The organism is Paraburkholderia sacchari, assembly GCF_000785435.2.
Taxonomy (GTDB): Bacteria; Pseudomonadota; Gammaproteobacteria; order Burkholderiales; family Burkholderiaceae; genus Paraburkholderia; species Paraburkholderia sacchari.
In genome coordinates this window covers 251,215-277,400 of record NZ_JTDB02000004.1, presented here as the reverse complement: position 1 = coordinate 277,400, position 26,186 = coordinate 251,215, and the positions used below count along the sequence as shown (strand labels likewise).

Annotated in this window: 21 protein-coding genes; 10 read left to right on the top strand and 11 right to left on the bottom strand. The window is 64.7% G+C overall.

Annotation, left to right across the window (positions count from 1 at the left end; all coding sequences use genetic code 11):
- Positions 1–44: 44 nt before the first annotated feature.
- From NH14_RS16795 to NH14_RS16780, 4 genes are all read right to left on the bottom strand, one after another.
- A complete protein-coding gene (locus NH14_RS16795; RefSeq protein ID WP_035525408.1) occupies positions 45–1,475 on the bottom strand; it encodes an aldehyde dehydrogenase family protein in 1,431 nt (476 codons plus the stop codon).
- Positions 1,472–2,551: a homoserine dehydrogenase gene (locus tag NH14_RS16790; RefSeq protein ID WP_035525410.1), complete on the bottom strand. Its 1,080-nt coding sequence runs from the start codon at positions 2,549–2,551 to the stop codon at positions 1,472–1,474. The genes NH14_RS16795 and NH14_RS16790 overlap by 4 nt, the downstream gene beginning before the upstream one ends.
- A gap of 149 nt (positions 2,552–2,700) precedes the next feature.
- Positions 2,701–3,198, bottom strand: coding sequence for an Lrp/AsnC family transcriptional regulator (locus NH14_RS16785; RefSeq protein ID WP_035525412.1), 498 nt, complete (start codon positions 3,196–3,198; stop codon positions 2,701–2,703).
- Between the two features lie 31 nt (positions 3,199–3,229).
- Positions 3,230–3,907 carry a hypothetical protein gene (locus NH14_RS16780; protein ID WP_035525415.1) on the bottom strand — a complete coding sequence of 226 codons (678 nt, stop codon included), beginning with the start codon at positions 3,905–3,907 and terminating at the stop codon, positions 3,230–3,232.
- A 299-nt stretch (positions 3,908–4,206) separates the two neighbouring features.
- Between NH14_RS16780 and NH14_RS16775 the strand changes: the two genes are divergently transcribed.
- Positions 4,207–5,286: a DMT family transporter gene (locus NH14_RS16775; RefSeq protein WP_035525418.1), complete on the top strand. Its 1,080-nt coding sequence runs from the start codon at positions 4,207–4,209 to the stop codon at positions 5,284–5,286.
- Positions 5,287–5,291: 5 nt separating this feature from the next.
- The gene (locus NH14_RS16770) at positions 5,292–5,582 is read left to right on the top strand and encodes a hypothetical protein (protein ID WP_035525687.1); all 291 of its coding nucleotides are present in this window, start codon (positions 5,292–5,294) and stop codon (positions 5,580–5,582) included.
- Positions 5,583–5,716: 134 nt separating this feature from the next.
- Here the strand turns inward: NH14_RS16770 and NH14_RS16765 are convergent, their stop codons facing one another.
- Both NH14_RS16765 and NH14_RS16760 read right to left on the bottom strand, forming a co-directional pair.
- Positions 5,717–6,301: a helix-turn-helix domain-containing protein gene (locus NH14_RS16765; RefSeq protein ID WP_052147974.1), complete on the bottom strand. Its 585-nt coding sequence runs from the start codon at positions 6,299–6,301 to the stop codon at positions 5,717–5,719.
- A gap of 61 nt (positions 6,302–6,362) precedes the next feature.
- Positions 6,363–8,294, bottom strand: coding sequence for a PAS domain-containing protein (locus NH14_RS16760; protein WP_237179655.1), 1,932 nt, complete (start codon positions 8,292–8,294; stop codon positions 6,363–6,365).
- Positions 8,295–8,373: 79 nt separating this feature from the next.
- Between NH14_RS16760 and NH14_RS16755 the strand changes: the two genes are divergently transcribed.
- Positions 8,374–10,158, top strand: a complete 1,785-nt coding sequence (locus NH14_RS16755; protein WP_035525423.1) for a histidine kinase — start codon at positions 8,374–8,376, stop codon at positions 10,156–10,158.
- A gap of 27 nt (positions 10,159–10,185) precedes the next feature.
- On the opposite strand, the gene narL (NH14_RS16750) is transcribed toward NH14_RS16755, so the two are convergent.
- The 5 genes from narL (NH14_RS16750) to NH14_RS16730 all read right to left on the bottom strand — a co-directional run bounded on the left by narL (NH14_RS16750) (position 10,186) and on the right by NH14_RS16730 (position 15,604).
- Positions 10,186–10,845 (bottom strand): two-component system response regulator NarL, encoded by a 660-nt coding sequence (gene narL, locus NH14_RS16750; RefSeq protein WP_035525425.1) that lies wholly within the window; start codon positions 10,843–10,845, stop codon positions 10,186–10,188.
- Between the two features lie 193 nt (positions 10,846–11,038).
- On the bottom strand, positions 11,039–11,641 hold the full coding sequence (locus NH14_RS16745; RefSeq protein ID WP_237179654.1) for a dimethylamine monooxygenase subunit DmmA family protein: 603 nt from the start codon (positions 11,639–11,641) through the stop codon (positions 11,039–11,041).
- A 35-nt stretch (positions 11,642–11,676) separates the two neighbouring features.
- A complete protein-coding gene (locus tag NH14_RS16740) occupies positions 11,677–13,353 on the bottom strand; it encodes an APC family permease (RefSeq protein WP_035525427.1) in 1,677 nt (558 codons plus the stop codon).
- A 149-nt stretch (positions 13,354–13,502) separates the two neighbouring features.
- Entirely contained in the window at positions 13,503–14,615 is a 1,113-nt protein-coding gene (locus tag NH14_RS16735) for a heme-dependent oxidative N-demethylase family protein (protein WP_052147975.1), read from the bottom strand.
- A 23-nt stretch (positions 14,616–14,638) separates the two neighbouring features.
- On the bottom strand, positions 14,639–15,604 hold the full coding sequence (locus NH14_RS16730; protein ID WP_035525691.1) for a PDR/VanB family oxidoreductase: 966 nt from the start codon (positions 15,602–15,604) through the stop codon (positions 14,639–14,641).
- 393 nt (positions 15,605–15,997) lie between these two features.
- On the opposite strand from NH14_RS16730, the gene NH14_RS16725 reads away from it, so the two are divergent.
- From NH14_RS16725 to narL (NH14_RS16695), 7 genes are all read left to right on the top strand, one after another.
- Positions 15,998–17,110: an aminomethyl transferase family protein gene (locus NH14_RS16725; RefSeq protein WP_035525428.1), complete on the top strand. Its 1,113-nt coding sequence runs from the start codon at positions 15,998–16,000 to the stop codon at positions 17,108–17,110.
- A gap of 68 nt (positions 17,111–17,178) precedes the next feature.
- Positions 17,179–19,371, top strand: coding sequence for an oxidoreductase (locus NH14_RS16720; RefSeq protein WP_035525431.1), 2,193 nt, complete (start codon positions 17,179–17,181; stop codon positions 19,369–19,371).
- A 183-nt stretch (positions 19,372–19,554) separates the two neighbouring features.
- Positions 19,555–21,777, top strand: coding sequence for a heterodisulfide reductase-related iron-sulfur binding cluster (locus NH14_RS16715; protein WP_035525433.1), 2,223 nt, complete (start codon positions 19,555–19,557; stop codon positions 21,775–21,777).
- A 54-nt stretch (positions 21,778–21,831) separates the two neighbouring features.
- Positions 21,832–23,511 (top strand): hypothetical protein, encoded by a 1,680-nt coding sequence (locus NH14_RS16710; RefSeq protein ID WP_052147976.1) that lies wholly within the window; start codon positions 21,832–21,834, stop codon positions 23,509–23,511.
- The gene (locus NH14_RS16705; RefSeq protein ID WP_035525435.1) at positions 23,508–24,308 is read left to right on the top strand and encodes an electron transfer flavoprotein subunit beta/FixA family protein; all 801 of its coding nucleotides are present in this window, start codon (positions 23,508–23,510) and stop codon (positions 24,306–24,308) included. Before NH14_RS16710 ends, NH14_RS16705 begins: the two co-directional genes overlap by 4 nt.
- Positions 24,305–25,264 carry an electron transfer flavoprotein subunit alpha/FixB family protein gene (locus NH14_RS16700; RefSeq protein ID WP_035525437.1) on the top strand — a complete coding sequence of 320 codons (960 nt, stop codon included), beginning with the start codon at positions 24,305–24,307 and terminating at the stop codon, positions 25,262–25,264. The genes NH14_RS16705 and NH14_RS16700 overlap by 4 nt, the downstream gene beginning before the upstream one ends.
- Before the next feature lie 246 nt (positions 25,265–25,510).
- Complete coding sequence (gene narL / locus NH14_RS16695; protein ID WP_035525440.1) at positions 25,511–26,155, top strand: two-component system response regulator NarL; 645 nt, start codon at positions 25,511–25,513, stop codon at positions 26,153–26,155.
- Positions 26,156–26,186 lie beyond the last annotated feature (31 nt).

Sequence of the window (26,186 nt, the reverse complement as noted above, 5' to 3'; positions counted from 1 at the left end):
CCCAGGGCGTGCGGCGCCGGCGCATGAAGCGCCGGCACCTCGCGTCAACTCGACAGCGCCCGGTTACGCCTGAAGCAGACCACCTTGGGCTGCGTCATTTCCGTCATTGCAAAACGCACACCCTCGCGTCCCAGCGACCCGTACTTGAACCCGCCAAACGGCATGCCGTCGAAGCGGTAATCCGAGGAATCGTTGATCATCACGCCGCCCGCCTGCAGCCGCTCGGCCGCGCCAAGCGCAATCTCGAGCCGGCTTGTGAAGACGCCCGCGTGGAGACTGTTTTCAGGCGCGTTCGCCGCATCGAGCGCTTGCTGCAAGTCGGAGAACTTCGTGATCGACACAACGGGTGCAAATACTTCGTCGGCCCACACGCGGACATCGCACGGGACGTCCACCAGCACAGTGGGCTCGTACATCGCGCCGCGCCGTCGATGGCCAGTCAATACCTTCGCGCCGCTGGAGATCGCGTCGTCGACCCAGCGTTCGATCCTGGCCGCCTGGTCCTCGGCGATCATCGGGCCCATATCCGTCGCTTCGTCGAGCGGATCGCCGACCACCATCTTGCGGGTCAATTCAACGACGTAACGAACGAAAGGCTCATACGCCGCCTCAGCCACGAAGATGCGCTGGGTGCCGACGCAATTCTGGCCGGCGGCCCAGAACGCACCGGACACACACGACTCGGCGGCGTGCTTCAGGTCGCAGTCGGCCATAACGATCACCGGAGCATTACCGCCGAGGTCCATCGCGATTTTCTTGAGGCCAGCCTCACGCGTGATTGCCTCACCGGTCGCCGGGCCACCCGTGAACGTCACCATGCGGATCCGCTTGTCCCGCACCAATGCAGACGCGATTTCTGCGCCGCCGTGCACGATCTGTAGCGCATCCCGCGACGCCCCCGCCTCCCACAGAATCTCGACGAGCGCCTGCGCAGACAGCGGCGCCAGCAACGACGGTTTCAGGATCACGCTATTGCCGGTAGCGATGGCTGGCCCGAGCTTGTGCGCGACAAGGTTCAGCGGGTCGTTGAATGGCGTAATAGCCAGAATCACGCCGAGCGGCTCTAGCGTGTAATAGCCGGTGCGATTCTCCGAGCCCGGATACGAGTCGAACGGAATCGTTTCGCCAACCAGGCGCTTCGCTTCTTCACCTGAAAGTCGCAGCGTATTCACACAACGCGCGACCTCCTTGCGGGCCTGCCGAAGCGGTTTGCCCGCTTCAAGCGAAATCGTGCGGGCAAGCCCTTCTGCACGCGCAACGACCAGCGCGGCCGCGCGGGACAAGATCTCGAACCGTTGGCTTCTCGCAAGCGCACCCGCCACGCTCGCACCCAGCACGGCGCGCTCCACAATGGCCGCTGCCGACTCGACCGGTGAAAGATGGACTGTTCCGACGACGCTTCCGTCGTAGGGCGACCTAACGTTGCTCACGCCACCCGGCTCCAGATCCGTGGTCACTGCGTCGCGCGCGCTCATGCAATCACCTCTTGCGCGGTTGCGTCGATGTGGTCTCGCAGTTCGATAAGGTCCGAGAGGATCGCGAACGCGGTCTCCTCGCGGCCGGCTCCGGGACCGCTGATCGTCACACTGCCGAGCACGTCGGTGTCGAAAGTGATGGCGTTCGTCACACCACTTGCAGCCCGCAGCGGGTGGCCCGCTGGCAGCTTGCACGGCTCGACGGTTGCGGTCACCGTGCCGTCCGGCTGACGAGTCGCCGAACCGATCAACCGCCAGGACAGCCCTTCAGCCGCTGCGGCACGCACCTCATCCCCGGTCAATTCAACGATGCCGCGACAAGTCACGTCGGCGCGCGTCAAGCCCGCGTTCCACAGCGTGTTCGCGAGAATCACGACCTTCAACTGCACGTCCGAGCCGCTCACGTCTGCGGCCGGATTCGCCTCCGCATAACCGCGCTGCTGTGCCTCCTTGATCGCTGTATCGAAGCTCGCCCCGGCCTCGACCTCGCCGAGCACGAAGTTCGACGTGCCGTTCAGAATGCCCGTAAAACCACGCACATCGCAGCCGCGAAGCGTTGTCGAGAGTTGACGCAACACCGGAGTGCCGCTCATTACCGTACCTTCGTATTTAAGGCACGCGCCCGACTTTGCGGCGATCCGTGCCAGATCCCGTTGCGCGAGTGCGATTGGCCCCTTGTTGGTCGTGATGACGTGCTTGCCGCATTCGAGCGCGGTGCGGCAGTGGGTCAGCGCGGGCTCGCCCGTATTCGGGTCCGTGCAGGTTGCCTCGATGACGACATCGACGTGCTCTGACGCAATGGCTTTGAGAACTGCATCGAGATTGATCTCGCGCGACACCAGCGTGCCGGGATCGCGGCGCAACGCTTCGGCGTCGACGCCGCGCCGGGCCGTTTCGTCGAGCACGTCCAGCGCGATGCCTCGCGGATTCGTTGCAATGCCGAACCGCAGGTCCGCGACCATCGTCACGGAAAGATCGAGCCCCTCGGCCAACAACATCGCGCGCTTTTTCTTCAGCAAATCGACGAGTCCTTGACTGACTCCGCCGAAGCCCACCAGTGCCAATTTGAGTTCCATTTCTTTCATCTCCTGTCGGTGAAATCAGGAACTAGTTTAGTTATACGAAGTGTTATTCAAATTAGGCGTTTTGGCCTGGATCGAACATGCTCGTTTGCGGTTCGTTATGGGCGGCGGCCGGTTCGGCCGTCTCTCATGACACGCCGTCGTTAGCTCGCGGGTGGGTCCTCGTCGGACTCCCTCTCAACCGGGACAAACAGCCCGACTTTGAGCGAACTCAGCACGACATTGGTATTGATACGGCGGATCATTGGATTGCCTTGCATGATCCTCGCAGTCAGTCGGTCGTATGCCTCGACGTCGGACGCCGTGATAATTGCGATCAAATCGACGGCGCCTGTCACGTAGTAAATCTGCTGGACTTCATCCTGCGACTTTGCCCATTCGCGGAACTTCGCAACCGTCTCGTAGTTTTCCCGTTCGATTTCCATCGCCGCGATGAAGGTCATCGGGCGACCGACGGCCGCTCGATCGACTACCGCGATTTCCGCGGAAATGATCCGTTCATTGCGCAGCCGCTTCAGACGCTTTTGCACAGCGGAGGTGGATAAGCCGATTCGGTCTGCGATGGCGTCAGCTGTCGCGGTACAGTCCCGCTGGACGATGTTCAGGATCTTGCGGTCAAAGGCGTCGAGTGCGTCGGTCATGGCGTAGCGCGGCAGGCGTGATGCGTAAAATTCAGAGGTAGAACGGGCGGGTCGACTTGAGTCCGACAAGTTGCCGGATGCGGTCGAACGCGGTGATGAGCGCCGTGCGCCACAGCACCGCCGGCCCGCCAATCCGGACCGGGGCGAAATGGATCGTATCCACGCCCGCTGGAATGCGAAATGGGCGTTCGATGCCGTCGTCCGATTCGGTCACGAGTGCAGTGCCGTCGATCGCGGTGAGGCTCATCAGCAGATGCGCCGATCGAGTCTTGTCGTCCAGCCCGAGCAGCGGCGCCACAATCGTGGGGAGTTGCTCGAGCAGCGGCAGTTCGTATGCGCCGGGCCACCATGTGTCGCGCTCGTCCAGCCAAGGGCCCACGCCCGGCATCCCCACCATCTCGAGCGTCCGGTCCACCCCGAGATGAGCGTAGGCCCGGCACCGGCCTGACTCATCGTACGGTGAGGCGGCAAGCCAGCTGCCTTCGTACTCCACGCAATTCGTCAAACAGACGTTCGCGGGCTTCAGCGTGCCGAACGCTGCCTCTACCCGCGTAGACGATATTTCCCCGACATCTTTCTGCGCCTCGCTGGGCACGATCTGACACACCCACTTCGGTCCATCCTGCAACAAGGCTGGCGCATTGCCAAACCGGACCTGTGCGGCCCGCCAGCGGGCGCGTTCAACGATAACGAATGGCGTATCCGGCATTCAACTCTCTCAATGCTTGCGCAATCGCGCTGCAGCAGGCTAGCGCGCTTCGCGGTTCTACCAGAAGGGTGGCGGATGAGAGAAATCATATCGCCCCGCAGCGTCGAAAAAAATCTCAGTTCGGCGAATTCGATATTAAAAACGGACATAATTCATGCCATCGCGACGAATTTCGTCGACATGCGGAGAATCTTAAATCGCTACCAAAATGGTGGTATTGCTAACTCATTACAGTAGCGGTTTAAATCGGACATACCGATTTACACCCCTTACCGAGTTACAGCACCGGAATTTCCCCTATGCAAGCCGTAGCACTCGAACAAGCGCTCAAGCGGCACTACGTGCGCAATCAGCGCTGGGGATTCATCTGGGCCATCTGGATGGCTGTGCTATGGGGCGCGTGGTACGTGCCCGGCACGGCGCTCTGGTTCGAGCACCCGTATGTCGACATTCCGGCCGACGCCACCGCATTGCGCCTGACGGCTACCGCCGTCATGACCTGGGTGCACGCAATCGGCGTATTCGTGTGGTTGCTGCTCTGGAATGGCATGCTCGGCAAGATCAAGGATTACGGGCGCACCATGGTCCGTTTCCGGCGCATTTCAAAATGGTATGCACTCGCTTCGCTGTGCGGCGGGCCGATGGCCATTTTCGGTTCGTACATGGCGATGACTTATGCAGGCCCTGTCTTCGCGGCCATCAGTTCGCTGCTTTTTCCGGTCGTCGGGACCGTGATCGCGGCGCTCTGGTTCAAGGAGCGCATCACGAGGCGAGCCGCGCTCGGCATGGGCATCATCATTCTCGGCGGTCTGGCCGTGTACGGTCCCGGCTTGTTCGGGCAATTGCAATCGACGCAATCGGATGCATGGCTTGGCTACGTCGGCGGCATCATGTCGGCGCTCGGCTGGGGCGCGGAGGGGGCGGTAGCCGCGCGCGCCATGGACGTGAGCGACCCGGATGTCGGCATTCAGTGCCGGTTCTCGTTCGAGGTCTTTTTCTGGGGCCTGCTGATTCTCCCGGCGATCACGCTCTTCACCGATATTCCCGTCGGTAAACTGCTGATCGACACGCTCGCGAACGGCCGCGCGCTGCTCTGGATTTTTCTCGCGGCTTCGACCCATGCCTATTGCTACACGAGCTGGTACAAGGCCACCTCGTTGATCGGGGTGAGCCGCACGGGCGGGATCGGCAATCTCTATGCGGTGCTCGCACTCATTTTCATTGCGTGCTTCACATTGCAGTTGCCGGCCTGGTATTTCCTGATCGGTCTGGCTTTGTCGATTACCGGCAGCTTCGTGATGTTCGGCGAATCCGCCGAATCGGTTGCCTCGTTGCGCGACGTGACGAGCGGCAATCAGGCGATGGTCGAAGCGGAGTGATGCGCATGAAACTTCATCAAAAGGGCTTCCTGCTCGATCAGATCAGCCGCATGGCGCACGCCTGGGACTATGAACTCGTCGAGAAGGCGCTGAGCGAATACGGCGCGTCGGAGCGCTACGCAATCAACACGGTTCGGGTCGCGCTCGACGAACTGGCGGCGGGCGGCCTGCTCCAGCGTCTCGAACAGAAGCTCGACGACGGCACGCACCTGGGTGCCGGCAAGGTACTGTTCCGCTATCGGCTCACCGATTTCGGCCGCGCGCGCATGCGCGATACAGGCTTATTGACGCAATGAGGGCGCCAGACGATGAATGAGTTTTGGGGTTATGCGCACGCGGATACCTTGGCCGTGGTGGTGATCGCCAGCCTCAGCCTGCTGAGCCTCATTTGCGCGATTCGCTTCGTGAAGCATTATTGAGCGATCCATGCTCAGAAGTCTGAACCGCCTGTGTGCCCGTACATGATGATCGTAATGAAACGAATCGGCAGCTTGATCAGGCGCTCGGGTCCATGCGGCACCGATCCGCGAAACGTGAAGGCGTCGCCCGGCTGCAGCAGGTAGCTGCGATTGCCGTGCCGATACTCCATCTTGCCCTGCAGCATGTAGATGAATTCCGTGCCCGGATGCTCGAACGTCGGGAAGATCTCGGACTCGTCGTCCATCGTAATGAGGAACGGCTCGAACAGCTTGGCCGGCCCCTGGTCGTAGGCCAGCAGATGATAGGTGTGCCCTTTGGTCGTGCCGCGCCGGACCACCTCCATGCCCTTGCCCGCCTTCACGTGCTGCGCGGTGCCCTCCTGGCCTTCGAAATTGCGGAACAACGTGGACATCGAGATACCCAGCGCGCGTGCGATGCTCACCATCGACTCGAGGCTCGTCGATACCTGGCCGTTCTCGATCTTCGACACCATGCTGCGTGAGAGCCCGCTCTGCTCCGCAAGCTCGGCAATCGTGAGCCCCTGATTCGTGCGGTTTTCGCGCACGACCTTGCCAATGAAATGTTCGATCGACATCGAGTGATCGGGCGCCTCCCCTGCGGCCGGTGGCGCTTCTCCTTCGGCCCGCTCAACCTGCTCAACCCGCTTCGTCATTTGCCTGTCCCTGTTGGTTTGGCGTGCCCGGCGCACCTGGCGTGTAACCGTTGCCCGTGACCTCGCCCGCCGCGAGCGCCGCATCGATCATGTCGAGCGCATTCGGGAATTCGCTCTGCGCAAGCGCCCAGCCCACCTGCGCCATGACACGGAATTCGTGCCCCTCGACACGCAGCGGCCGGCCCACCAGCGCGCGCAAGCTTTCGGCGACAAGCTCCATGGCCGCCGTGCTGTTTTCCGGCGCGAGCGCCGCCACCTGCCCCGCGCACTCGCACCAGTCGAGCGCGGGCGCCGAGAAGTCGGTGAGCATGATCGCAAAATCCTGCTTGTCGAGCAATGTCGCGCCATTGAGGTCGCTCTGGATCGCCTGCAGGCGCCGGCCCAGTTGCACCAGCACACGGTCCGCGTACTCCGGGCCGAAACGTCCGGTTACCTCGTCGAAGTCGATCACGTGGATGGCAAACACCGCGCACGGCTGCGCGTTGCGGCGCGCACAAGCGAGGGCGAAACTCAGCCGGTCCATGAACATGGCCGAATTTGTGAGGCCCGTCGACCGGTCGAACACCAGGCGGCGGCGCGCGCTCTCTTCGGCAAGCTGGCGCCGCGTCACTTCGATGATGAAGCCTTCGAGACCGAGCAGCTCGTTGCGCGCGGAGAAAATACCGCGCCCCTGGTCCCATACCCACTTGGTCTGGCCCGAACGGTCGATGATACGGTACGTCACCTCATAGGGCTCACCCACCGCCACGCGCGCCTGAATTTCATTCCAGACGAACTCGCGGTCCTCGGGATGAATGAGCGACACGAACTTCATGAGCGATTCGTCGAGCAGCTCGTTGGCTTCATAGCCGGTCAGCTCGAAGCAGCCCTCGCTCACGAACTCCATCGACCACAAGCGATTGTTCTGTCCGCGATAGATCATCGCGCGCACATTCGCGAGCAGCATGCGCAGGCTGCGGCGGCTCGCGTGCAGCGCTTCCTCGTTGCGCCGGCTGTTCGACACGTCGAGCGCGAGACCCACCGCGCCGATCAGCTGTCCTTCCTGATCCGCCACCGCCTGGCAGCGCAGTTCGACATGAAACATGGTTTCGTCGGCGCGGATCATGCGCACGACCGTGATGAGCTCGCTGAGATGGCCGTCGAGCAGCGCGGTGAGCCGCGCGGTCAGCGTCGCGCGGTCTTCGGGATGCACGAAGCCGGCCAGCGGCGGAACATCGCCACCGCCGCCGACGATACGCAGCATGCTGCGCCATGCGGGATTCACGAAGATGAGGTTCTGCTCGCGGTCGATGCGAAAGAGCGCCTGCGGCAGTTGCGCGACCACGTCCTGGCAGTGCTGCTGGATCTGCGCTTCGCTGCGCTGCGCCTCGGCGCTCGCGTAAGGCGCGGGGAACTGCAGGAGCGTCAGGCGCGAACCGCGGCCGCGCAGCACGGTCACGGGATGGCGCCGGAACGTGCCGTCGCCATACGCGAGGCGTAACGAACCCGAGGTGCGCTCGTCATCGACGCCGGTTTGCGTGAGCAGCTTCGTCAACTCGAGCAGCGACTGCGGATGCACCAGATTGCCGAACGGCATGCCGACGATCTCGTCGACATGATGTTCCCAGCGCGCGTGCTTCAGAAAAGCGCCGTTGACGAACACCAGCGCGTCATTGTCGAGCAGTACCGCCGGCGTGGAGAGATTTTCCGCGAAGGCAGTGAGTTCGGGGGCAGCTGAGCTGCGCATGCCGCGCTTGACGGCCCGCTTCGCGCCAAATGTGAAGGCAAGCCCGAGCAGCCCGCTTGCCAGCGCGAGCGCGAAGACGATGGCGATATAAAGCAGCACGTCGACGCCCTGGCCCGGACCGAGCCTCGGCAGCACCAGCCCCACGACAAGCACCAGCAGCGTGGTGGAAAACAGATACACTGTCATCATGCATTGGCCTCGCGAATCCGCAATCCGGGCGCCGCAAAAAACGACGACCGTCAGTTCCTTCTTCGCTACTTGTCTCCAGATGAATGCAGCCGACCGCGCCTGGTTACGCCGTTACCCGCTCTACGCGAAAACCTGCATTGTCCTTGCGTGCCTCGTCGCGCTCATCGCGCTGTTGTTCGTCTGCACGCGCGTCCAGCTCGACAACAAGGCCCTCTACGAACAGGCCGCCGTTTCGCTCGGCGATGCCGCCAGGCTGCGCCGCATCGCCACGAGCATCGCGGCCACCGCACCCGACGCCGCGCTCAAGCTCGATGCACACGCCACGTCGCTCGTACGCAACGATACTTTGTTGACGCACTGGCGGCAACGGGGCGCGCCCACGCCGCTCATCGCCACGCAATTGCAAACGCTCGCGGGCGAGCACGCGGCCCCGGACATGCTCGATGCGCTGCGTATCGAGATCGATCGCCAGGGCGATGCGCTCGAAGCCGTCATCACGCTGCTCGAAGCCTGCACCGCCGCGCTGCTGTTCGCGGGCATCTTCTCGCTGGCATGGGGCGCGCGGCGCGCGCTCGTGCTGCGCCCGGCGCTGCCCCTGCACATGCTCAGCCAGGTCGGCCACGAAGTGCCCGCGGGGCGTGACGAGATCGATCGCCTGATTACGGTGCTCAACGGGCTCGTCGCGCGGCTGCGTAGCGAGCAGGATGAATCGGCCCGGCTCAAGCGCATCGTCGAAGACCATATTGCCTTTGCGGACCAGTCGCTCGATCTGCTGCATTATATCTGCGCCCAGCTCGCCGAAGACGCCCCCACGGGGGGTACGCTCGAAGCGCTGCTGCAGCGTCTGGTCGGCGTCCTGCGCGTGCAACGCATCGCGCTCGTGCTCTCCGAGCCTTCCGCACAACTGCTTGGCACCGATACGATCGTGGCGCCAGCCGACCTCGCACCGCACATCGTGCGCGAGCGCGTCGTGAACGAGCTGATGTCGCTTTCCGGCGTGCGCTCGCTGCCGCACAGCCAGTCGGACGAACTGATGACGATCCTCGCGGCGCCGGTGCGCGTGCCCTCGGGCACGTACGGCGTGCTGATCTGCGAAAGCGACACCGACACGCGCAGCGAGCAGCGCCATTTGCATCTGCTGGAGACCATCGCGAGCGTGCTTGCGCAGGCCATCTCCAACCTGAGCCGCGACGTGCGCGACCGGCGCATGACGCTGCTCGAAGAGCGCAACGCCATCGCGCGCGAACTCCACGACTCGCTCGCGCAATCGCTCTCGTACATGAAAATCCAGCTTGCGCGGCTGCAGGCCGTGCTGCCCGAGGAGCTGTCGCATAGCGACGTCGGCCAGATCGCACGGGCGATCCGCGAAGGGATCGATAGCGCCTATCGGCAGTTGCGCGAGTTGCTCACCACTTTCCGCACCTCGGTGCACGCGCGCGGACTCGCGGCGACGCTCGAGGAAGTCGCGGAGGAACTGTCCTCGCGCAGCGAAGTGCAGATCTCGGTCGACAACCGCATCCGCCGCGTACGCCTCACGGTCAACGAGGAACTGCATATCGGGCAGATCGTGCGCGAAGCGCTCACCAACGTCGTGCGCCACGCGCGTGCATCGAGCGCGCTCGTGACGCTCTCGTCCAACGAGCGCGAAGTCACCGTGACCATCGAGGACGATGGCCGCGGCATCGTCACGGAGTCGGGCGGCGAGCACCATTACGGGCTTTCGATCATGCGCGAGCGCTCGCGCAGCCTGGGCGGGCGGCTGGAGATCCGCTCGAACGAGCCGGGCTCGCGCATCGTGGTGACCTTCGTGCCAGCCTCCTTCGCCCAGCAAACGCGCATCGGCACGGGCAGCACCAGACGCTAGCGCCGCTCGCGGGGCTCAGTTGCCCATTCAGCCGCCCGAAGCGAAGCGCCGCGCGACGTGTTCGCGGTGCCACACGACCGCCTCGAGCCGCGAATGCAGATCGAGCTTGTGCAGCAGATGCTTGACGTGCACCTTGACCGTGCCGACGCTGATGTCGAGCTTGCGCGCAATCGCCTTGTTGCAGAGCCCCTCGACGAGGTAGTCGAGCACTTCCTGCTCGCGCGCCGAGAGCAACGTCTCGCTCGCGCGGAACGACTGGCTGCCCGAGAGCGCCTGGACCAGGTTGCCGGTTGCGGCCTCGCTGAGCACGGCGGTGCCTTTCAACACCTTCTCCAGATTCGCGCACAGCTCCTCGGGCTCCATGTCCTTGAGCAGATAGCCGTGCGCCCCGGCGCGCAATGCGGCCACCACGTCCCGTTCGTTATCGGAGACGGTCAGCATGACCAGGCGTGCCTTCACACCCTGGTCGCGCAGCAAGGCGATGGTCTCGATGCCGCTCATCTCCGGCATGTTCAGATCGACCAGCATCACATCGGGCTGGAGTTCCAGCGCCATCGCCACGCCTTCGCGCCCCGAACCCGCCTCGCCAACGACCCGAAAGGCCGGGTTCATCTCGATGAGCTGCGCCACGCCGCGCCGGAATAGCGCGTGATCGTCGACGAGAAGAACCGTGGTAAGAGGTTCCATACTCTTTCCTCCTGCATGACGGCACAAGGCCGAACGCCTCCAGTATGGCGCGCGCCTGCCATACGGCAATCAGCAAGAGGGGATTCCACTTTGGGGGTAGCGCGGGGAAAGGGATGGAGTACGAACAATGCGAAATAAAAAAGGCTCATGCGGCAGAGCGCATGAGCCTGGGCAAAACGCAATGTCGATGCAGCTACAAATAGGCGTGCTCGATGGCAGGAAGCTCTCCAGGCACCTCGGCGTCGGCCTGCACGCCCATGAACGCCGCCAGCCGCCGCGAGAAGTGATCGCGCACGAACAGCTTGCGGCCGCATCCGCCGCACGGCGTCACGTTGGTTGTCACACCTTCGTTCATCGAGCGGCAGTGAATGCAGTACACGCGTCGCCGGAGGCTGCCGCTGTGCTCCACCCTCACCGCCTCGGGCGCGATACCGGCGTGCTCGGCGATCTGCCGCACCGACCCGATGAAAGGCTCGGTGCCGAGCGCATAGAGCCGGATTCCCACCCGCGCGCCGCGCAGCGCCTCACCCAGCGCGCCCAGCAGCTCGCCCTCTCCATCGAAGCGCCGCGCCACCGCATGAGGCAACTCGCAAACACCACCGGCGCCCGCGTGCGCCAGGTCCTCGTCGACGGACCATACTTCGAGCGGCGCCGTGCCCAGCGTGCTCAAGGCCTTCAGCACGCGCACGCGATCGGCCGCGGCGGCGCCCGCGGTCAGGAGCCAGTGCTGCGTGCCCTGCGGATCGGCTTCGAGCGCCGCGTACACCGGGCGGCTCGTGATCGGCGAAGTCATCATCGAAAGCTCCCTCCGTTGGTATGAGTGTGTGAGTATCAGTAGACCGCGAGCGCATGGGTGATCCAGATCACCGCGATGCCGGCTACGACGGTCACGTAAGGCAGAATCCCGGCGCGCTTTGCGACCTTGCCGTTGCCGAGCAGCTCCATGTCCTCTTTCATCGTGTCCGGGAAATGCCCCTTGTCGGTCACGTAGTGGCGGAACATGAACACCGGCAGGATCAGCGCGGCGAAGACCAGGCCCGACACCAGCGTGCCCGCGCCCCACGTGTCCGCGCCCATGCCGAGCAGCGCGAGATTGACGAACGAGAACAGCGTACCCAGCACGATCAGCCAGTTGGGGGCGCGGAACGGCCGTACCCAGTCCTTGCGGTCGAGCCGGTGAATCCACGCGGAATTCAGGTTCAGGAAGTTGAAGATGATGTAGCCGACGTTGGCAATCGCGAGCACGAACACATAATCCGACATCAGCAGCAGGATCAGGTTGAAGCACAGGTCGGTCCACATGGCGCGCGTGGGTGCGCCGTGTTCGTTCACGTGCGAGAGGTACTTCGGCAGCCAGCCATCCACCGAGGCCTGATACAGCGTGCGCGAGGAGCCTGCCATCGACGTCATGATCGCGAGCACGAGGGCGAGCACCAGCATCACCACGAGCACGCGCTCGACCAGCAAGCCGCCGTGGATCATCGGCGCCATGGCCTTGGCCACGCCCATGCCGCTGTAGATGTCCGGCGAGAGGATGCCGCTATAGACCGCGGGCGTCACCACGTGGCCGGCCGCGTCCTTGATGTCCGGCGTGACCATATGGCCGAGGCCGAGCACGCCCTGGAACGAGAGCGGCACCACGGTGAAAACGAAAATGCACAGGAGACCGGAATACAGGATGGCCTTGAAGGTGTCGCGCTTCGGATCGCGGAATTCACGCGTGTAGCAGACGGCAGTCTCGAACCCGTAGGTCGACCACGCGGCCACGAAGAGCCCGCCTGCCATCAGCGTGATGCCCGCGCGGTCCCACGTGCCGTCGATGATCTGCCCCGCGCTGTCCTTCGCGAGCGGCACGAGCGGAAACAGGTTATGCACGGACACGTCACCGGTAAAGAGCGGCACCATGCCGACAAGAATCAGCGGAATCAGCGCCGCCACGCCCAGGATGGTCTGGATGCGCGCCGCATTCATGATGCCGCGGTGCTGGATCGCGAACGTTACAAGCAGGATCGCCGCGCCCAGTATGAAGGTCGCGTTGATGCGCAGGCTCAGGCCGGAGCGCAGCCAGTCGAGGCTCACGAGCGTGATCTGCCAGGTGTTGATGGCGGAGTCCGCGGGAAAGAGAATCGAGAGCACGTAGCCCGCTGCGAGCCCCGAGCCAATCGCCAGCACCGGCGACCACGCGAACCAGTTGCACCAGACCGAAAGCGGCGCAAACAGCTTCGAGTAGCGCACCCATGCGATGGCGCCGTAGACCGACGCACCGCCCGACTTGTGCGGAAAGAGCCCGGCAATCTCCGCATACGAAAACGACTGGATGAAGCCAAGGCCGATCGAGATGATCCAGACAGCCCATGAAAGCTTGCCCACGGTTGCCGCGATCGAGCCAATCGAGAACAGCACCAGCGCGGGCACTCCGCTAGCCACCCAGAACGCGCCGGTCCAACTGATCTTTCGTTGTAACGAACCTTCCGATTCGACAACAAGGTCTTCGGAAATCGTATTCATGTGTCTCTTCCTTTCGCTGATGAGGGACCGCTGGGTGGCGGCCGGAATACGGGTATGTGGAGATGCGACCGCCGCCGCGCCGCGCATCGCAATCCGGCGCCGCTTGAAGCTCGGCGCCAGCCACGGCACGCGGAACGACCACGAAGGACTCAGGAGCCGGCGAAACTCGGCCGGGTGTGGGATTCGTCAAGAGGCGGGCTCAAGCGCTCGACCTCGGCCAGGGTGCCGGGCGTGGTCGGCGCGCCATCGTCGAACTGCGCGAGCCATTGCCGCGCCGTGTCGCGATAGCGCACGAGCCCCTTGTATTCGGCGAGCTCCTGCGGCAGTGTGGTCAGCACGCGATGCAGGCGCTTGCCCCATTTGGGCACGCGTGCGAGCTCGTCGAGGCTGATCAGATAACAGCGCACGCAGAACAGAATCGCATTGCTGCGCGGCAGCCTGAACAGCGTCTGCAGCTCCACGCGCAAATGCAGCTTGCCGCCGACGTTCTCGGGCGTGATGCTCGCCCGGTCCGGGCCCCACTCGGGGTAATGCTCGGGCGACGTGTCCAGACGCGGATTGACGGTCATCGTCCAGTTCAGGCGGCGCACCGGCGCCCCCGATTGCAGGCGCAACAGGAATTTCAGCGCGCGCTCGAAAATACCGGCCTGATGCGCGAGCGGCACGGGACCATGCCACTCCATAAAGCTCATGCCGAGGTCGAAATCGAGCGACCAGTCGGCCTGGGTCGTCACCATGCCGCCGTCCATGAACAGGTTGTCGTCGCGATGATCGAGCAGGACGAAATCGCCCTGCGCCTGGCGCGTGATGTACTCGAGCGGCGCACACGGCAGCGTGTCGGCGTCGCCGAACACGAACGATTGCGTGAGCCCGAGCGGACGGTTCGTCCACGTCCACTGCGTACCCTCCGCACCATCGCGTTCGAGCTGGAAGTACTCGGGGTAATCGCGCGCCATGCTTTCCATGACGAGTTCGAGCGTGTCCCACTGAGCGGTGTCCATGTGGTCCAGCACCTGGCAGCGCAACGGGTCGGTTTCGAGCGTGAGCGCGCGGTCGCGGCATTCGGCAACGTAGTGCTCGTCGATATCGAACGCGGCCCGAAACACCGTGCCGGGCTCGCCGCTCGTATGCGGCTCGATGTTCACCGAATACATGTAGCGGTCTTCCGGGAACGGAAACGGAAAACGCAGGATCGCTGCTTCGCTGTTGCGATACTGGTAGACGTCGCGAAACGACTCGTCGGGCTTGAAGGCAATGGACATGGCGTTGGGCTCCCTCGTATTCGTCAGATGTTCAGCACGAGACGCGCGCTGCGCGCACGCGACACGCAAGGCAGCACGTTGCAGTTCGTTGCGCGTTCGGCGGCGCTCTGGAAGAAGTCGCGATGCTCGGGCTCGCCTTCCATGACTTCGAGCGAGCAGGTGCCGCACGCGCCGCCCCGGCACATATAGGGGGCGTCGACGCCCGCCGCTTCGAGTGCTTCGAGCAGGCTCTGGTCGGCGCCTACCGACACCTCGCGGCCGCTCTTCGCGAGCACCGCGACGAACGGCTCGCCATGCGACGCGCTGCCAAAGCTCTCCTGGTGGAAGTGGCTTTCGGGCCAGCCGCGTGCGCGCGCCACCTGAGCGAGCCCTTCCATCAAACCAACTGGCCCGCACGTATATAGATGCGTGCCGGGCGGCTGTGCGGCCAGCAAGGAACCAAAGCGCGTTTCGACATCCTGCAAGTCGGTGTAGATGGCAACACCGCCCGCGATGCGCTCGGCGATCAGCGCTTCGAGCGCTTCAGCGTCTTCCGGGCGGCAGCACAGATGCATCTCCACGCGCGCGCCGATTGCGGCCAGCTCCGGCAGCATCGAAAGAAACGGCGTGATGCCGATCCCGCCCGCAACGATCACATGCTTCGTCGCGAGCCGCGCGAGCGGAAAGAAGTTCGACGGCATCGAAATTTCGAGCTCGCTGCCCTCCTTCACCTGCGCATGCATGAACGCCGAGCCGCCGCGCGAGGCGGGCACGCGGCGCACCATGATCTGATACGCGTCGCGCGCACCAGCCGCTCTAGTCAGCGAGTAAGCGTTGCGCCAGGTACGCGCCTCGCCCCGCATGGTCACGACGACATGACTGCCGGCGGAATACGCCGGCAGTGAGCCGCCTTGCGCCGGCACCAGCGTGAAGCGCCGGATGTCGGCCGTGATGTTCTCCACACGTTCGACGCGTACTGGTATCGCCCTGGGTGCGTTTAGTCCGTTCATGCCCGTTGATCCCTCATCGTGGCTGCGAATCTGTACGAACAGAATCGGCGAGCCAAAAAGGGAGAGCAATGATTCATTGGGGGTAGCCCCCGCGCTACGCCCAGGAGGGTGCATCCGGGCCGGCGCAATGTAGCCGAATGTCCGTCTGGCGGGCTTCACAGCCCCATGCGTCTATATGCGCGCTTACACGACAAGGCATGTTGCGGCGCATTTGAAAGCTTCGCGCAGCTGAGCGAAGTAGCGCGCCTACCCACTCGGAGGTAGCGCCACGGGGCGATTGTGACGCCGATTTTAACGAAGGAGACTGATTGCCATCCAGCGGCCCTCGTCAAGGCCTACCGGCCCAGATTCGTCGGCCTTTATTCACGCAAGGTTCAACCTCGGGAAAACGCTATGACAAGGCAATCAATTCTGAATATCCGCCATCGCGAACTGGGCTCCAAGCTGGACGGCGATATGTGGAACGACATGCCGCTGCCCTGGTACTACAACAGCGACCCGAACGACGAAGTGGTCGCCGTGCGCTCGACAGCGGGCCTCTACGATATCAGCGCGCTGAACATTCTGCGCGTGAGCGGCCCCGATGCCTGCGCCGTGATCGACAGCATCTGCGCCATCGATGTCACGAAAATGAAACCCGGCACCGCGCGTCTCGCAGCGGAAGTCGACGAACGCGGCGTCGTGTGCGACGACCTGATGGTGATCTACGACGCGCCGAATCAATACCGCATCTCGCACGGCGGCGGCACGACCCAGGAGCATCTGCGCCGCGCCGCGCAGGGCCGCGACGTTCAATGGCATCAGGACTTCGACGTGCACATGCTTTCGCTGCAAGGCCCGCGCGCCGCAGCCATCCTGCAGCCGCACATCGGCATCGATCTCGCGAAGCTGCCGTATTTCGCGCACGTCGAAACCCAGCTGTTCGACCGCAAGATCATCATCTCGCGCGGCGGCTACTCCGGCGAGCAGGGCTTCGAAGTCTCGTGCAGCGCGAGCGACGCCATTGCGCTGTGGGACGCCATTCTCGAAGCGGGCAAGCCGCTTGGCATCGTGCCGGCCTCGTGGACCTCGCTCGAACTCGCCCGCATCGAAGCCGCGCTGCTCTTCTATCCCTTCGACATGCCCGAGGGCGACGTCACGCCGTGGGAGTTGAACCTCGACTGGATGGTCGACGTCGAGAAGCCCGGCGACTACATCGGCAAGGCGGCGCTGCTCAACGCGCGCGGCAAGGAGCGCTTCAAGCAGGCCGGCGTGCTCGTGAAGCACGACGGTGCGGTGAGCGCGGGCGCGAAGATTTTCATCGGCAAGGAACAGGTTGGCGTCGTCACGAGCGCGACGTTCAGCCGGTATCTGATGCAGTCGCTCGCGATGGTCCATCTGAAGCCCTCGCATACGGCGCTCGGCACCAAGGTGGAGATTCACGACGCCGCAGGCACTTTCAGCGGCACCGTCACCCGCACGCCGTTCTATGACCCGCAACGCGTGCGCACGCGCGTAGCGGCCTGATTTTCGACTCATGTCGACGACGCAAGCAGCCCCACAAGCACACCAAACACATCAGGAGATACGTCCCCATGTCCCGCGATCCCCGCTATGACGTGCTGTTCGAGCCCATCAAAATCGGCCCGAAGACGTTGCGCAACCGCTTCTATCAAGTCCCGCACTGCATTGGCGCGGGCAGCAACCTGCCCGGCTTCCAGGCCGCGCACCGCTCGATGAAAGCCGAAGGCGGCTGGGCGGCCATGAACACCGAATATTGCTCGATCCATCCGGAGTCGGACGACACGCACCGTCTCTCGGCACGCATCTGGGACGAAGGCGATGTGCGCAACCTGCGCGCGATGACCGAGGAAGTCCATAAGTACGGCGCGCTCGCCGGCATCGAAATGTGGTACGGCGGCGCCCACGCGCCCTGCATGGAAAGCCGCGCCACGCCGCGCGGCCCCAGCCAGTACGCTTCGGAGTTCGAAACGCTCACGTACTGCAAGGAGATGGATCTCGACGACATCCGCGACGTGCAGCAATACTATGTCGAAGCGGCCCTGCGCGCACGCGACGCCGGTTTCGACATCGTCTATGTGTACGGCGCGCACTCGTATCTGCCGCTGCAGTTCCTCTCGCCCTACTACAACAAGCGCACCGACGGCTACGGCGGCTCGCTCGAAAACCGCGCGCGTTTCTGGCTCGAAACGCTCGAGAAAGTGCGCCGCGCCGTCGGTAGCGACTGCGCCATCGCCACGCGCTTTGCCGTGGATTCGCTCTATGGCGCGGGCGGCGTGGAAGTCGAGAAGGACGGCATGAAGTTCGTCGAAATGGCCGATTCGCTGGTCGACCTCTGGGACGTGGACGTGGGCGACATCGCCGAATGGGGTGAAGACGCGGGTCCGTCGCGCTTCTATCTGCAGGGCCACCAGGTCCCGTGGACCAAGTTCATCAAGCAGGTTTCCAAGAAGCCGGTGCTCGGCGTGGGCCGCTTCACCGATCCGGAGAAGATGACCGAGATCGTCACGAAGGGCTATGCGGACATCATCGGCGCGGCGCGTCCTTCGATTGCCGACCCGTTCCTGCCGAAGAAGATCGAGGAAGGCCGCGTCGACGATATTCGCGTGTGCATCGGCTGCAACGTCTGCATCTCGCGCTGGGAAATCGGCGGCCCGCCGATGATCTGCACGCAGAACGCCACGGCCGGCGAAGAGTATCGCCGCGGCTGGCACCCGGAAAAGTTCGAAGAGTGCAAGTCGGGGGACTCGGTGCTCGTGGTGGGCGCGGGTCCGTCGGGCTCGGAGTGCGCGCGCGTGCTGATGCAGCGCGGCTACACGGTCCACCTCGTGGATAGCGCGGAGAAGATCGGCGGCCATCTGAACAGCGTGGTCACGCTGCCTGGCCTCGGCGAATGGGGCTATCACCGCGACTATCGCGAAACGCAAATCACCAAGCTGCTGAAGAAGAACAAGCAGAGCCAGCTCGCGCTCGGCGTGAAGCCGCTCACCGCCGACGACGTGCTCGACTACGGCGCGGAGAAAGTGGTGATCGCAACGGGCGCGCATTGGGTCGGCGACGGCACCAACTGCCTCACGCACGATCCGATCCCCGGCGCCGATGCTTCGCAGCCCGATCAATTGACGCCCGAGCAGGTGATGGGCGGCAAGAAGCCGATCGGCAAGCGCGTCGTGATCCTCAATGCGGACACCTACTTCATGGCGCCGAGCCTCGCCGAAAAGCTCGCGTCGGCTGGCCACGAAGTGACGATCGTGAGCGGCGTGCATCTGGCGAACTACATGCACTTCACGCTCGAGTATCCGAACATGATGCGCCGGCTCCATGAGCTGCACGTGACCGAACTGGGCGACCATTTCGCGAGCCGCATCGAGAAAGGCCGCATCGAGATCTACAACATCTGGGGCGACGGCTCGAAGCGCACCTACCGGGGCGCGGGCCAGCTGCCGCGCGATGCGAACAAGACGCACCGCTGGCTCGAGTTCGACTCGCTCGTGCTCGTCACGGGCCGCCGCTCGAACGACACGCTGTATCGCGAGATCAAGGCGAAGCAGGACCAGTGGGAGAGCAAGGGCATCAAGGGCGTGTACCTGATCGGCGACGCCGAAGCCCCGCGCCTGATCGCCGATGCGACCTTCACAGGCCACCGCGTCGCACGCGAGATCGAGGAGTCCAACCCGCAGTTCCCGCTGCCGTACAAGCGCGAAGTGGCGGTCTGGGGCACGCCGCACCTGCCCGAAGGCACTTACCAGATCCACTACAAGAAGTAAGGCGGCACGGTCCCGGCGCACGCTGTGTGAGACCGGGACCCACCCTGCCACCGTGGCCGCCCGCATTGCCGGGCGCCACGGTGCACAGATCCTGGTCAGGCGCGCTCGACGGCCTGACACGGGCGCGCTTTGCCTGAAAAAAGCGCCCCTCCCCATTCAATAAACGGACGAAACGGACGAGCCATGCAGACCCCAGCGACTTTCGACCCCGCGACCGTCACGCGCATCCTGTTCGAGGGCTTCCCGTCGTTTGCGATCGCGCTGTTTTATCTCATCGGCATCACGGCGATAGGCGTATTCGCGTGGGGTGTCTACGTCCAGATCCGCAAATACCGGCGCGGGCAGCGCTTGTCGAAATCGTTCGGCAAGATCGACCTGCAGGCGCGCTTCAAGGACATGGTGCGCGTCGTGCTGAGCCACCGCACCGTCGCGCGCCGCGACCCCGCGGCGGGCCGCGCGCACCGGATGATTTTCTACGGCTTCGCGGTGCTGTTTCTCGGCACCGCCACCGTCACCGTCGATTACGACATCACCGCGCGCTTTCTCGGCTTTCACTTCTGGAACGGCGACTTCTATCTGCTGTTCAAGCTCGCGATGAACGTCGCGGGTGTCTCCATGATCGCCGGGCTCATCTACATGATGGCGCGCCGCGGCTGGATCAAGCCGCCCAAGCTCGACTACAAGCGTCCCGACCGCCAGCCCGGCGACCCGGACTACGACCGCAGCGGCTACCGTCGCGAAGACTGGGCATTCCTCTGGACGCTCGTGCTGATCGGCATCACCGGCTTCGTGCTGAGCGGGCTGCGCCTCGTCTGGCTGCAAGACCGCGCCGTGGTGTGGGACACGCGCTGGTGGTCGCCGGTGGCGGCCCTCTTCGCCGAGATCTTCAAGGGCGTGGGCGTGAGCGCCTCGGCTGCCTACGTGATGCGCACCGGCCTCTGGTGGTTCCACGGCCTGCTCGCACTCACCTTCATCGCGCTGATTCCTTACACGAAGGTCAAGCACATCTTCACGGCCTCGGCCTCGCTGATGATGCGCGATCCGCTCGCCGCGCAGCGCCTGCCGCGCATCGAGGTCGCCGAGGTTGTGGAAGGCGTAGAAGGCGATAAAGGCGGCGCTCAGCCCGGCGGCGAGCGCGTGGGCTACAAGACCATCACCGACTTCACCTGGAAGCACCTGCTCAATCTCGACGCCTGCACGAAGTGCGGCCGCTGCCACGAGGCCTGCCCCGCCAACGCCGTGGGCGCGCCGCTTTCGCCCCGCGACGTGATCCTCTCGCTGCGCGAGTTCGCCAACGAGGCGCTGCAAAAGAACACGCTGCCCGACGAGGTGAAGCTCGACGTGCACGGCAAGGGCATCGGCCAGGTGTTCATGGAAACCGTCTGGTCGTGCCGCACCTGCATGGCCTGCGTGGAGATCTGCCCGGTGGCGGTCGAGCACGTGCCCATCATCGTGCAGATGCGCCGCAAGCTCGTCGAGGAAGGCGAGATGGAACCGCAAGTGCAAAAGACGCTCCAGGCGATCCACAAGAATGGCAACTCGTTTAACGAATCGAAGCGCAAGCGCGCCGCCTGGACCAAGCCGCTGCCCTTCCAGATCAAGGACGCGCGCAAGGAGAGCGTCGATCTGCTGTGGTTCGTAGGCGACTACGCCTCGTTCGATCCGCGCAACCAGCGCGTGACCCAGGCCTTCGCCACGCTGATGCACAACGCGGGAGTGGATTTCGGCCTGCTCTACGAGGGCGAGTCGAACGCGGGCAACGACGTGCGCCGCGTGGGCGAGGAAGGGCTCTACGAACTGCTCGCCGAGAACAACATCGCGCTGCTCGGGCAGTCGAATTTCCGCCGCATCGTCACGACCGACCCGCACTCGTACAACACGATCCGCAACGAGTACCCCGACTTCGGCGGCAAGTTCGAGATCGAGCATTACACGAGCCTCGTCGCGCGCATGTTCAGCGAAGGCGTGCTCAAGCCCAAACGCAAGCTCGGCTATCGCGTGACCTTCCACGACCCGTGCCACCTCGGGCGCTTCAACAAGGGCTATGACGCGCCCCGCCAGATTCTCGCGGCGCTCGGCTGCGATCTCGTGGACATGCCCCGCTCGCGCGACAACTCATTTTGCTGCGGCGCCGGCGGCGGCCGGATCTGGATGAGCGATCCGGTCGGCAAGGAAAAGCCGTCGCAGAACCGCATGCACGAGGCTGCGCGCATCGAAGGACTGGAGGTGTTCGTGGTTTGTTGTCCGAAGGATTTGACGATGTTCGAGGACGCGCTGAAGACGAGCGGCTACGAAGGCAAGTTCGTCGTGCGCGAGCTGATCGAGCTGATCGCCGAAAGCCTCGCGGAACCGGCCAGCGACGATGCGGATCCTGCTGGCAATGTAACCGCCATCGCCGCAGCATGAACGCGGCCTGAACCTAACCGAGCCCTGACTGAGCCCCGGCAAGGATTGCCCGAGATGACGCCCAGCTCCGCCACTTCGCAAGACCGCGCGCACGCAATGCACGGCAGGCACGCGCGGCACGGCACGCACGCGATGCCCGAAAAGCACGAGGTGCCCGAACAGCGCGCCATGCCCGCCATGGCCGAAAAGCGCGCGAGGCAGCGGCGAGCCCGCACGCCGACGATGCGCCGGCACTGGCGCGAGCTGGTCGAGCTCGCGCTGGCCGCCGACGACATCTACGCTGCCGCCGCGCTCTACCCGCACGCGGATGACGCGGACCGCGAGCGCCTCGGCGCGCGGCTCTTCGTGGCGCGGCGCGACTGCCTCGCCCTTGCGGCCTGCGCGTTCGCCCACGGCGCGGTGCTCGCCGAGCTTGCGCGGCTCGCGGCGGCGAACCACGACGAGACGCTGAAAATGCGCCTCGCGAGAAACCCCGCCACACCCGGCGACGCACTCGCGCTTTTCGTCGACGAACACGAAGCGCCGGCCCGGCGCCTCGCCTGCCTGCTCGCCCGGCACGCGAAAGCGCCGCATGCGTTGCTTGCCACGCTCGCCGCGCAAAGCGAGGACATCGAGGTGCTGCGCGCGCTGTGCGAGAACGTCGGCGTGCCCTCGGAACTGCTCACGCTCGTCGAGCAGCGCGGCATCGCCGTGCTGCAGCGCCTGCTCGCGATCCATCTCGCGACCGATCCGCAAACGCTGCTGCAACTCTGGAGGAGCACGCACACGGGCGCGGTGCGCGCCCAGGTGCTGCGCCATCCGTGCTGCCCCGATTCGCTGCTTCACACGCTGCCCTCATCGTCGGCCGAGCGGCGCAGCCTCGCGCTCCAGACCCGCGCGCCCGCCGCGATCCTCGCGCAGCTCGCCCGCGACGAAGATCCCGGCGTGCGCCGCGCCGCTGCGCTCAATGCGAACACGCCCGCTGGCGCGCTGATCGGCCTGTGCTTCGACGCGCAAGCCATCGTGCGCCGCGTGGTGGCCACGCGCCGCGATCTGCCGCTCAAGGTCGTCGAGTGGCTGATCGGCAACGACGATCCCTGGGTGCGCCGCACGCTCGCGCGCAACCCGGCCTGCCCGGCCGAGTGGCTCGAGCGGCTCGTGAACGACGGCGAGCCGGAAGTGCGCCGCGCGGTGGCGCGCCACCCGGACTGCCCCGCGCGCCTCGTCGCGCAGCTTGCCGCCGATCCGGTGGCGTGGGTCCGCGCGGGCGTCGCGCTGCGCGAGGACCTGCCGGGCGCGCTGCTGCGGCGCCTCGCTGCCGACGAAGACGTCGACGTGCTCTCCGGCATCGCACGCCACCACGCGACCCCGCAGGCGCAGCTCGCACGGCTCGCCGCCCATCCGGTGGCGGACGTGCGCCGCGGCGTGATCCTGAATCGCGAGGCCTCGCGGCGCGTGTTGCTGCAACTGCGCCACGAGCCCTACCCGCTGCACCGCGTGCTGGTGTTCGAGCATCCGAACCTCACGGACGCCGACCGCTGGCGCATGCGGTTCGACCCCGACCGCGAGGTCCGGGCGCGCCTGTTCGGCCATTTCGGGCGCGCGCTCGGTCCGCTCGCGTCTAGCGCCGCCGCGCCGCAGCCCGCTGCCGTTTCCCCCCATCCGCTGGATGACGATGCAATGCAACACGAGCAACACGAAAGCGACGTGCAACACGTTTCGCCCTGTCCGACGAACACCATGGAGTCAAGATGAAAATACTAGTCACAATCAAGCAGGTCGCTTCGCTCGATGAAGACTTCGAGCTGAACGACGACGGCCGCGACGTCAGCGCCGATTTTCACGTCTTCGACCTGAACGAGTGGGACCACTACGCACTGGAAGAAGCGATGCGCCTGAAGGAAGGCGCAAACGGCGACATCGAGATCGTGGTGGCCACGGTCGGCCCCGATAGCGCCGATGAAGAACTGCGCAAGTGCCTCGCAAAAGGCGCGGACCGCGCGGTGCGCATCTGGAGCGACGAACTCGAAGACGCCGACCCGGTCGCCATCGCCCGGGTGCTGGCCGCGCTCGCGCGCAAGGAAGCGCCGGACATGATCTTCGCGGGCGTGCAGGCTTCCGATCACGCCTATGGCGTGACCGGCATGGCGCTCGCGGGCCTGATCGACTGGCCTCACGCGGCGGTCGTGGCGGGGCTCGATTACGCGCCCGGCGCGAAGACGGCCACCGCGCGCCGCGAACTCGAAGGCGGCGCATACGCCACCGTCGAAGTGCAGTGCCCCGCCGTGCTGACCATCCAGCTCGGCATCAACACGCCGCGCTATGCCTCGCTGCGCGGCATCAAACAGGCCGCGCAACGGCCCATCGAAACGCTCACGCCGGACGAACTCGGCCTTGCCGCCGGTGAAACCGGCGCGGCGGGCTCGCTCTCGCGGATCCGGCGCGTCTACGTGCCGGCCACGGGCCGCGCGCAAATGATCGAGGGCACGCCCGCCGAGCAGGCAGCGCGCCTTGCGGGTCTGATCAAGGAATTCAGGGGAGAAGCGAAATGAGCGGCATTCTGGTTCTGGTGGAACACCGTCAAGGGCAACTGCGCCCGGTCAGTCTTGAAGTGCTGGGCGCGGCCGCGCAGGCGAAGGAAGCGAGCGGCGAAACCGTCACGGTCGCCGTGCTGGGCGCGCAACCCGATGCCTGGGTGGAAAGCCTCAAGCTCGCGGGCGTCGACGAAATCGTCACCGTGCAGACGAGCAGCGACGCCTTCGATCCGGAGGTCTACGAAAACGTTGCCCGCGCAATCATCGAGGCGCGCAAACCCTCGCTCGTTCTGCTTCCTCATACGATCGACACGCTAGGCTACGCGGCCCCGCTCGCGGCCAAGGGCAACTACGGATTCACGACCGACGCGTTCGGGCTCGCGCGCGACGGCTCGGACTGGCTCGCGACGCGCTCGGGCTACGGGCAGAAGGTCAACATGGAGATCGAGTTTCCGGGCAAGGAAACGGCGCTCGTGACCCTGCGCCCCGGCGCGTTCAAAGCGCCCGACGCCGCCGGCAGCCCGACCGTGAGCACGTTCGCGGCGCCGGCGCTCGCGCCGCGCAGCACGCACCTGGCGTTCGAGGAACCGGCGGCGAGCGGCGACGTCGACATTCCGGGCGCGGAATTCATCCTCTCGGTCGGCCGGGGCATTGGCGAGGAAACCCACGTCGAGCAATTCCGCGAGCTTGCGGAGACCGTGGGCGCCACGCTCGGCTGCTCGCGCCCGATCGCCGACTCGGGCTGGCTGCCCAAAGCGCACCAGGTGGGCCAGTCCGGCAAGACCGCAGCGGCCTGCAAGATGTACATCGCGATGGGCATCTCGGGCTCGGTGCAGCACATGGCCGGCATGAAGCACGTGGACAACATCATTGCCGTGAACACCGATCCCGAAGCCTCGATCTTCACGATCGCGCGCTACGGCATCGTGGGCGACATCTTCGACATCGCTGAGGAATTACGCAGTCACTTTTAGGCGTTACTGAGTTTTGCGGGGTAGTGAGAAGAGATTTGGGCCGGTTCGCCATGACCGGCCCGTTTTTTTTCTTATGGTGAATATTGTCCATCGGGATTCCACGCGTAGACTTGAACCTCTAATCAAGAAAAAATCCGGTTGCTGCGCCCGCTGTGCCTATGCAATGACACAAGCATGCGTGGCAAAACGCGGATCACGCCGTTCCAGTAGAGACAGGCAGTCTGGTTAACGCGCCAAGGAAATGTCATGCCCCCCCATTCCGTTTTGCTGATCGACGACCATGCACTCTTTCGCAAAGGCGTCGCGCAGCTCATCCAGATGAATCCGCTGTTCTCGATCGCAGGCGAAGCCGCCTCGGGCCGCGAAGGCGTAGAGATGGCCGCGCGCCTGAAGCCCGAGATCGTGCTGATCGACCTGAACATGCCGGAAGTGAGCGGCATCGAGACCCTTCAATTGATGCGTGATGCCGGCGTGAACGCGCGCTTCATCATGCTGACCGTCTCGGATCACGAACGCGACGTGGTTGCCGCGCTGCGCGCGGGCGCTCACGGCTATCTGCTCAAGGACATGGACCCCGAGGATCTCTGTGCAACGTTGCAGAAAGCATTGGCGGGCGCGGCCGTGCTCAGCGATGCGGTCACGGGCAGTCTCGTGCAGGCCCTCTCGGGCGGCCAGCGCATGGCGCCCGTGCAGTCGGACCTCACCGCGCGCGAAGTCGAGGTGCTCGACTACCTCGTCGAAGGTATGTGCAACAAGGTCATCGCGCGCAAGCTCGGCATCAGCGTGGGTACCGTGAAGGTCCATGTGAAGCACGTGCTGCGCAAGCTCGACCTGCATTCGCGGCTCGAAGCCGTGGTGTGGCGCCACGAGCAGGGCTCGCGCGAGCGCTGAGACCGCAGCGGAGTCCGTCGCGCGACGGACT

What these genes read in the sequence shown, in the direction of transcription:
- NH14_RS16745 (WP_237179654.1), bottom strand. Translation starts at nt 11,641, where the DNA reads ATGATGACTTCGCCGATCACGAGCCGCCCGGTGTACGCGGCGCTCGAA.
- NH14_RS16785 (WP_035525412.1), bottom strand. Translation starts at nt 3,198, where the DNA reads ATGACCGACGCACTCGACGCCTTTGACCGCAAGATCCTGAACATCGTC.
- NH14_RS16755 (WP_035525423.1), top strand. Translation starts at nt 8,374, where the DNA reads ATGAATGCAGCCGACCGCGCCTGGTTACGCCGTTACCCGCTCTACGCG.
- NH14_RS16710 (WP_052147976.1), top strand. Translation starts at nt 21,832, where the DNA reads ATGACGCCCAGCTCCGCCACTTCGCAAGACCGCGCGCACGCAATGCAC.
- NH14_RS16780 (WP_035525415.1), bottom strand. Translation starts at nt 3,907, where the DNA reads ATGCCGGATACGCCATTCGTTATCGTTGAACGCGCCCGCTGGCGGGCC.
- NH14_RS16795 (WP_035525408.1), bottom strand. Translation starts at nt 1,475, where the DNA reads ATGAGCGCGCGCGACGCAGTGACCACGGATCTGGAGCCGGGTGGCGTG.
- narL (WP_035525425.1), bottom strand. Translation starts at nt 10,845, where the DNA reads ATGGAACCTCTTACCACGGTTCTTCTCGTCGACGATCACGCGCTATTC.
- NH14_RS16740 (WP_035525427.1), bottom strand. Translation starts at nt 13,353, where the DNA reads ATGAATACGATTTCCGAAGACCTTGTTGTCGAATCGGAAGGTTCGTTA.
- NH14_RS16760 (WP_237179655.1), bottom strand. Translation starts at nt 8,294, where the DNA reads ATGATGACAGTGTATCTGTTTTCCACCACGCTGCTGGTGCTTGTCGTG.
- NH14_RS16730 (WP_035525691.1), bottom strand. Translation starts at nt 15,604, where the DNA reads ATGAACGGACTAAACGCACCCAGGGCGATACCAGTACGCGTCGAACGT.
- NH14_RS16775 (WP_035525418.1), top strand. Translation starts at nt 4,207, where the DNA reads ATGCAAGCCGTAGCACTCGAACAAGCGCTCAAGCGGCACTACGTGCGC.
- NH14_RS16725 (WP_035525428.1), top strand. Translation starts at nt 15,998, where the DNA reads ATGACAAGGCAATCAATTCTGAATATCCGCCATCGCGAACTGGGCTCC.
- NH14_RS16715 (WP_035525433.1), top strand. Translation starts at nt 19,555, where the DNA reads ATGCAGACCCCAGCGACTTTCGACCCCGCGACCGTCACGCGCATCCTG.
- NH14_RS16700 (WP_035525437.1), top strand. Translation starts at nt 24,305, where the DNA reads ATGAGCGGCATTCTGGTTCTGGTGGAACACCGTCAAGGGCAACTGCGC.
- narL (WP_035525440.1), top strand. Translation starts at nt 25,511, where the DNA reads ATGCCCCCCCATTCCGTTTTGCTGATCGACGACCATGCACTCTTTCGC.
- NH14_RS16790 (WP_035525410.1), bottom strand. Translation starts at nt 2,551, where the DNA reads ATGGAACTCAAATTGGCACTGGTGGGCTTCGGCGGAGTCAGTCAAGGA.
- NH14_RS16735 (WP_052147975.1), bottom strand. Translation starts at nt 14,615, where the DNA reads ATGTCCATTGCCTTCAAGCCCGACGAGTCGTTTCGCGACGTCTACCAG.
- NH14_RS16705 (WP_035525435.1), top strand. Translation starts at nt 23,508, where the DNA reads ATGAAAATACTAGTCACAATCAAGCAGGTCGCTTCGCTCGATGAAGAC.
- NH14_RS16720 (WP_035525431.1), top strand. Translation starts at nt 17,179, where the DNA reads ATGTCCCGCGATCCCCGCTATGACGTGCTGTTCGAGCCCATCAAAATC.
- NH14_RS16765 (WP_052147974.1), bottom strand. Translation starts at nt 6,301, where the DNA reads ATGTCGATCGAACATTTCATTGGCAAGGTCGTGCGCGAAAACCGCACG.
- NH14_RS16770 (WP_035525687.1), top strand. Translation starts at nt 5,292, where the DNA reads ATGAAACTTCATCAAAAGGGCTTCCTGCTCGATCAGATCAGCCGCATG.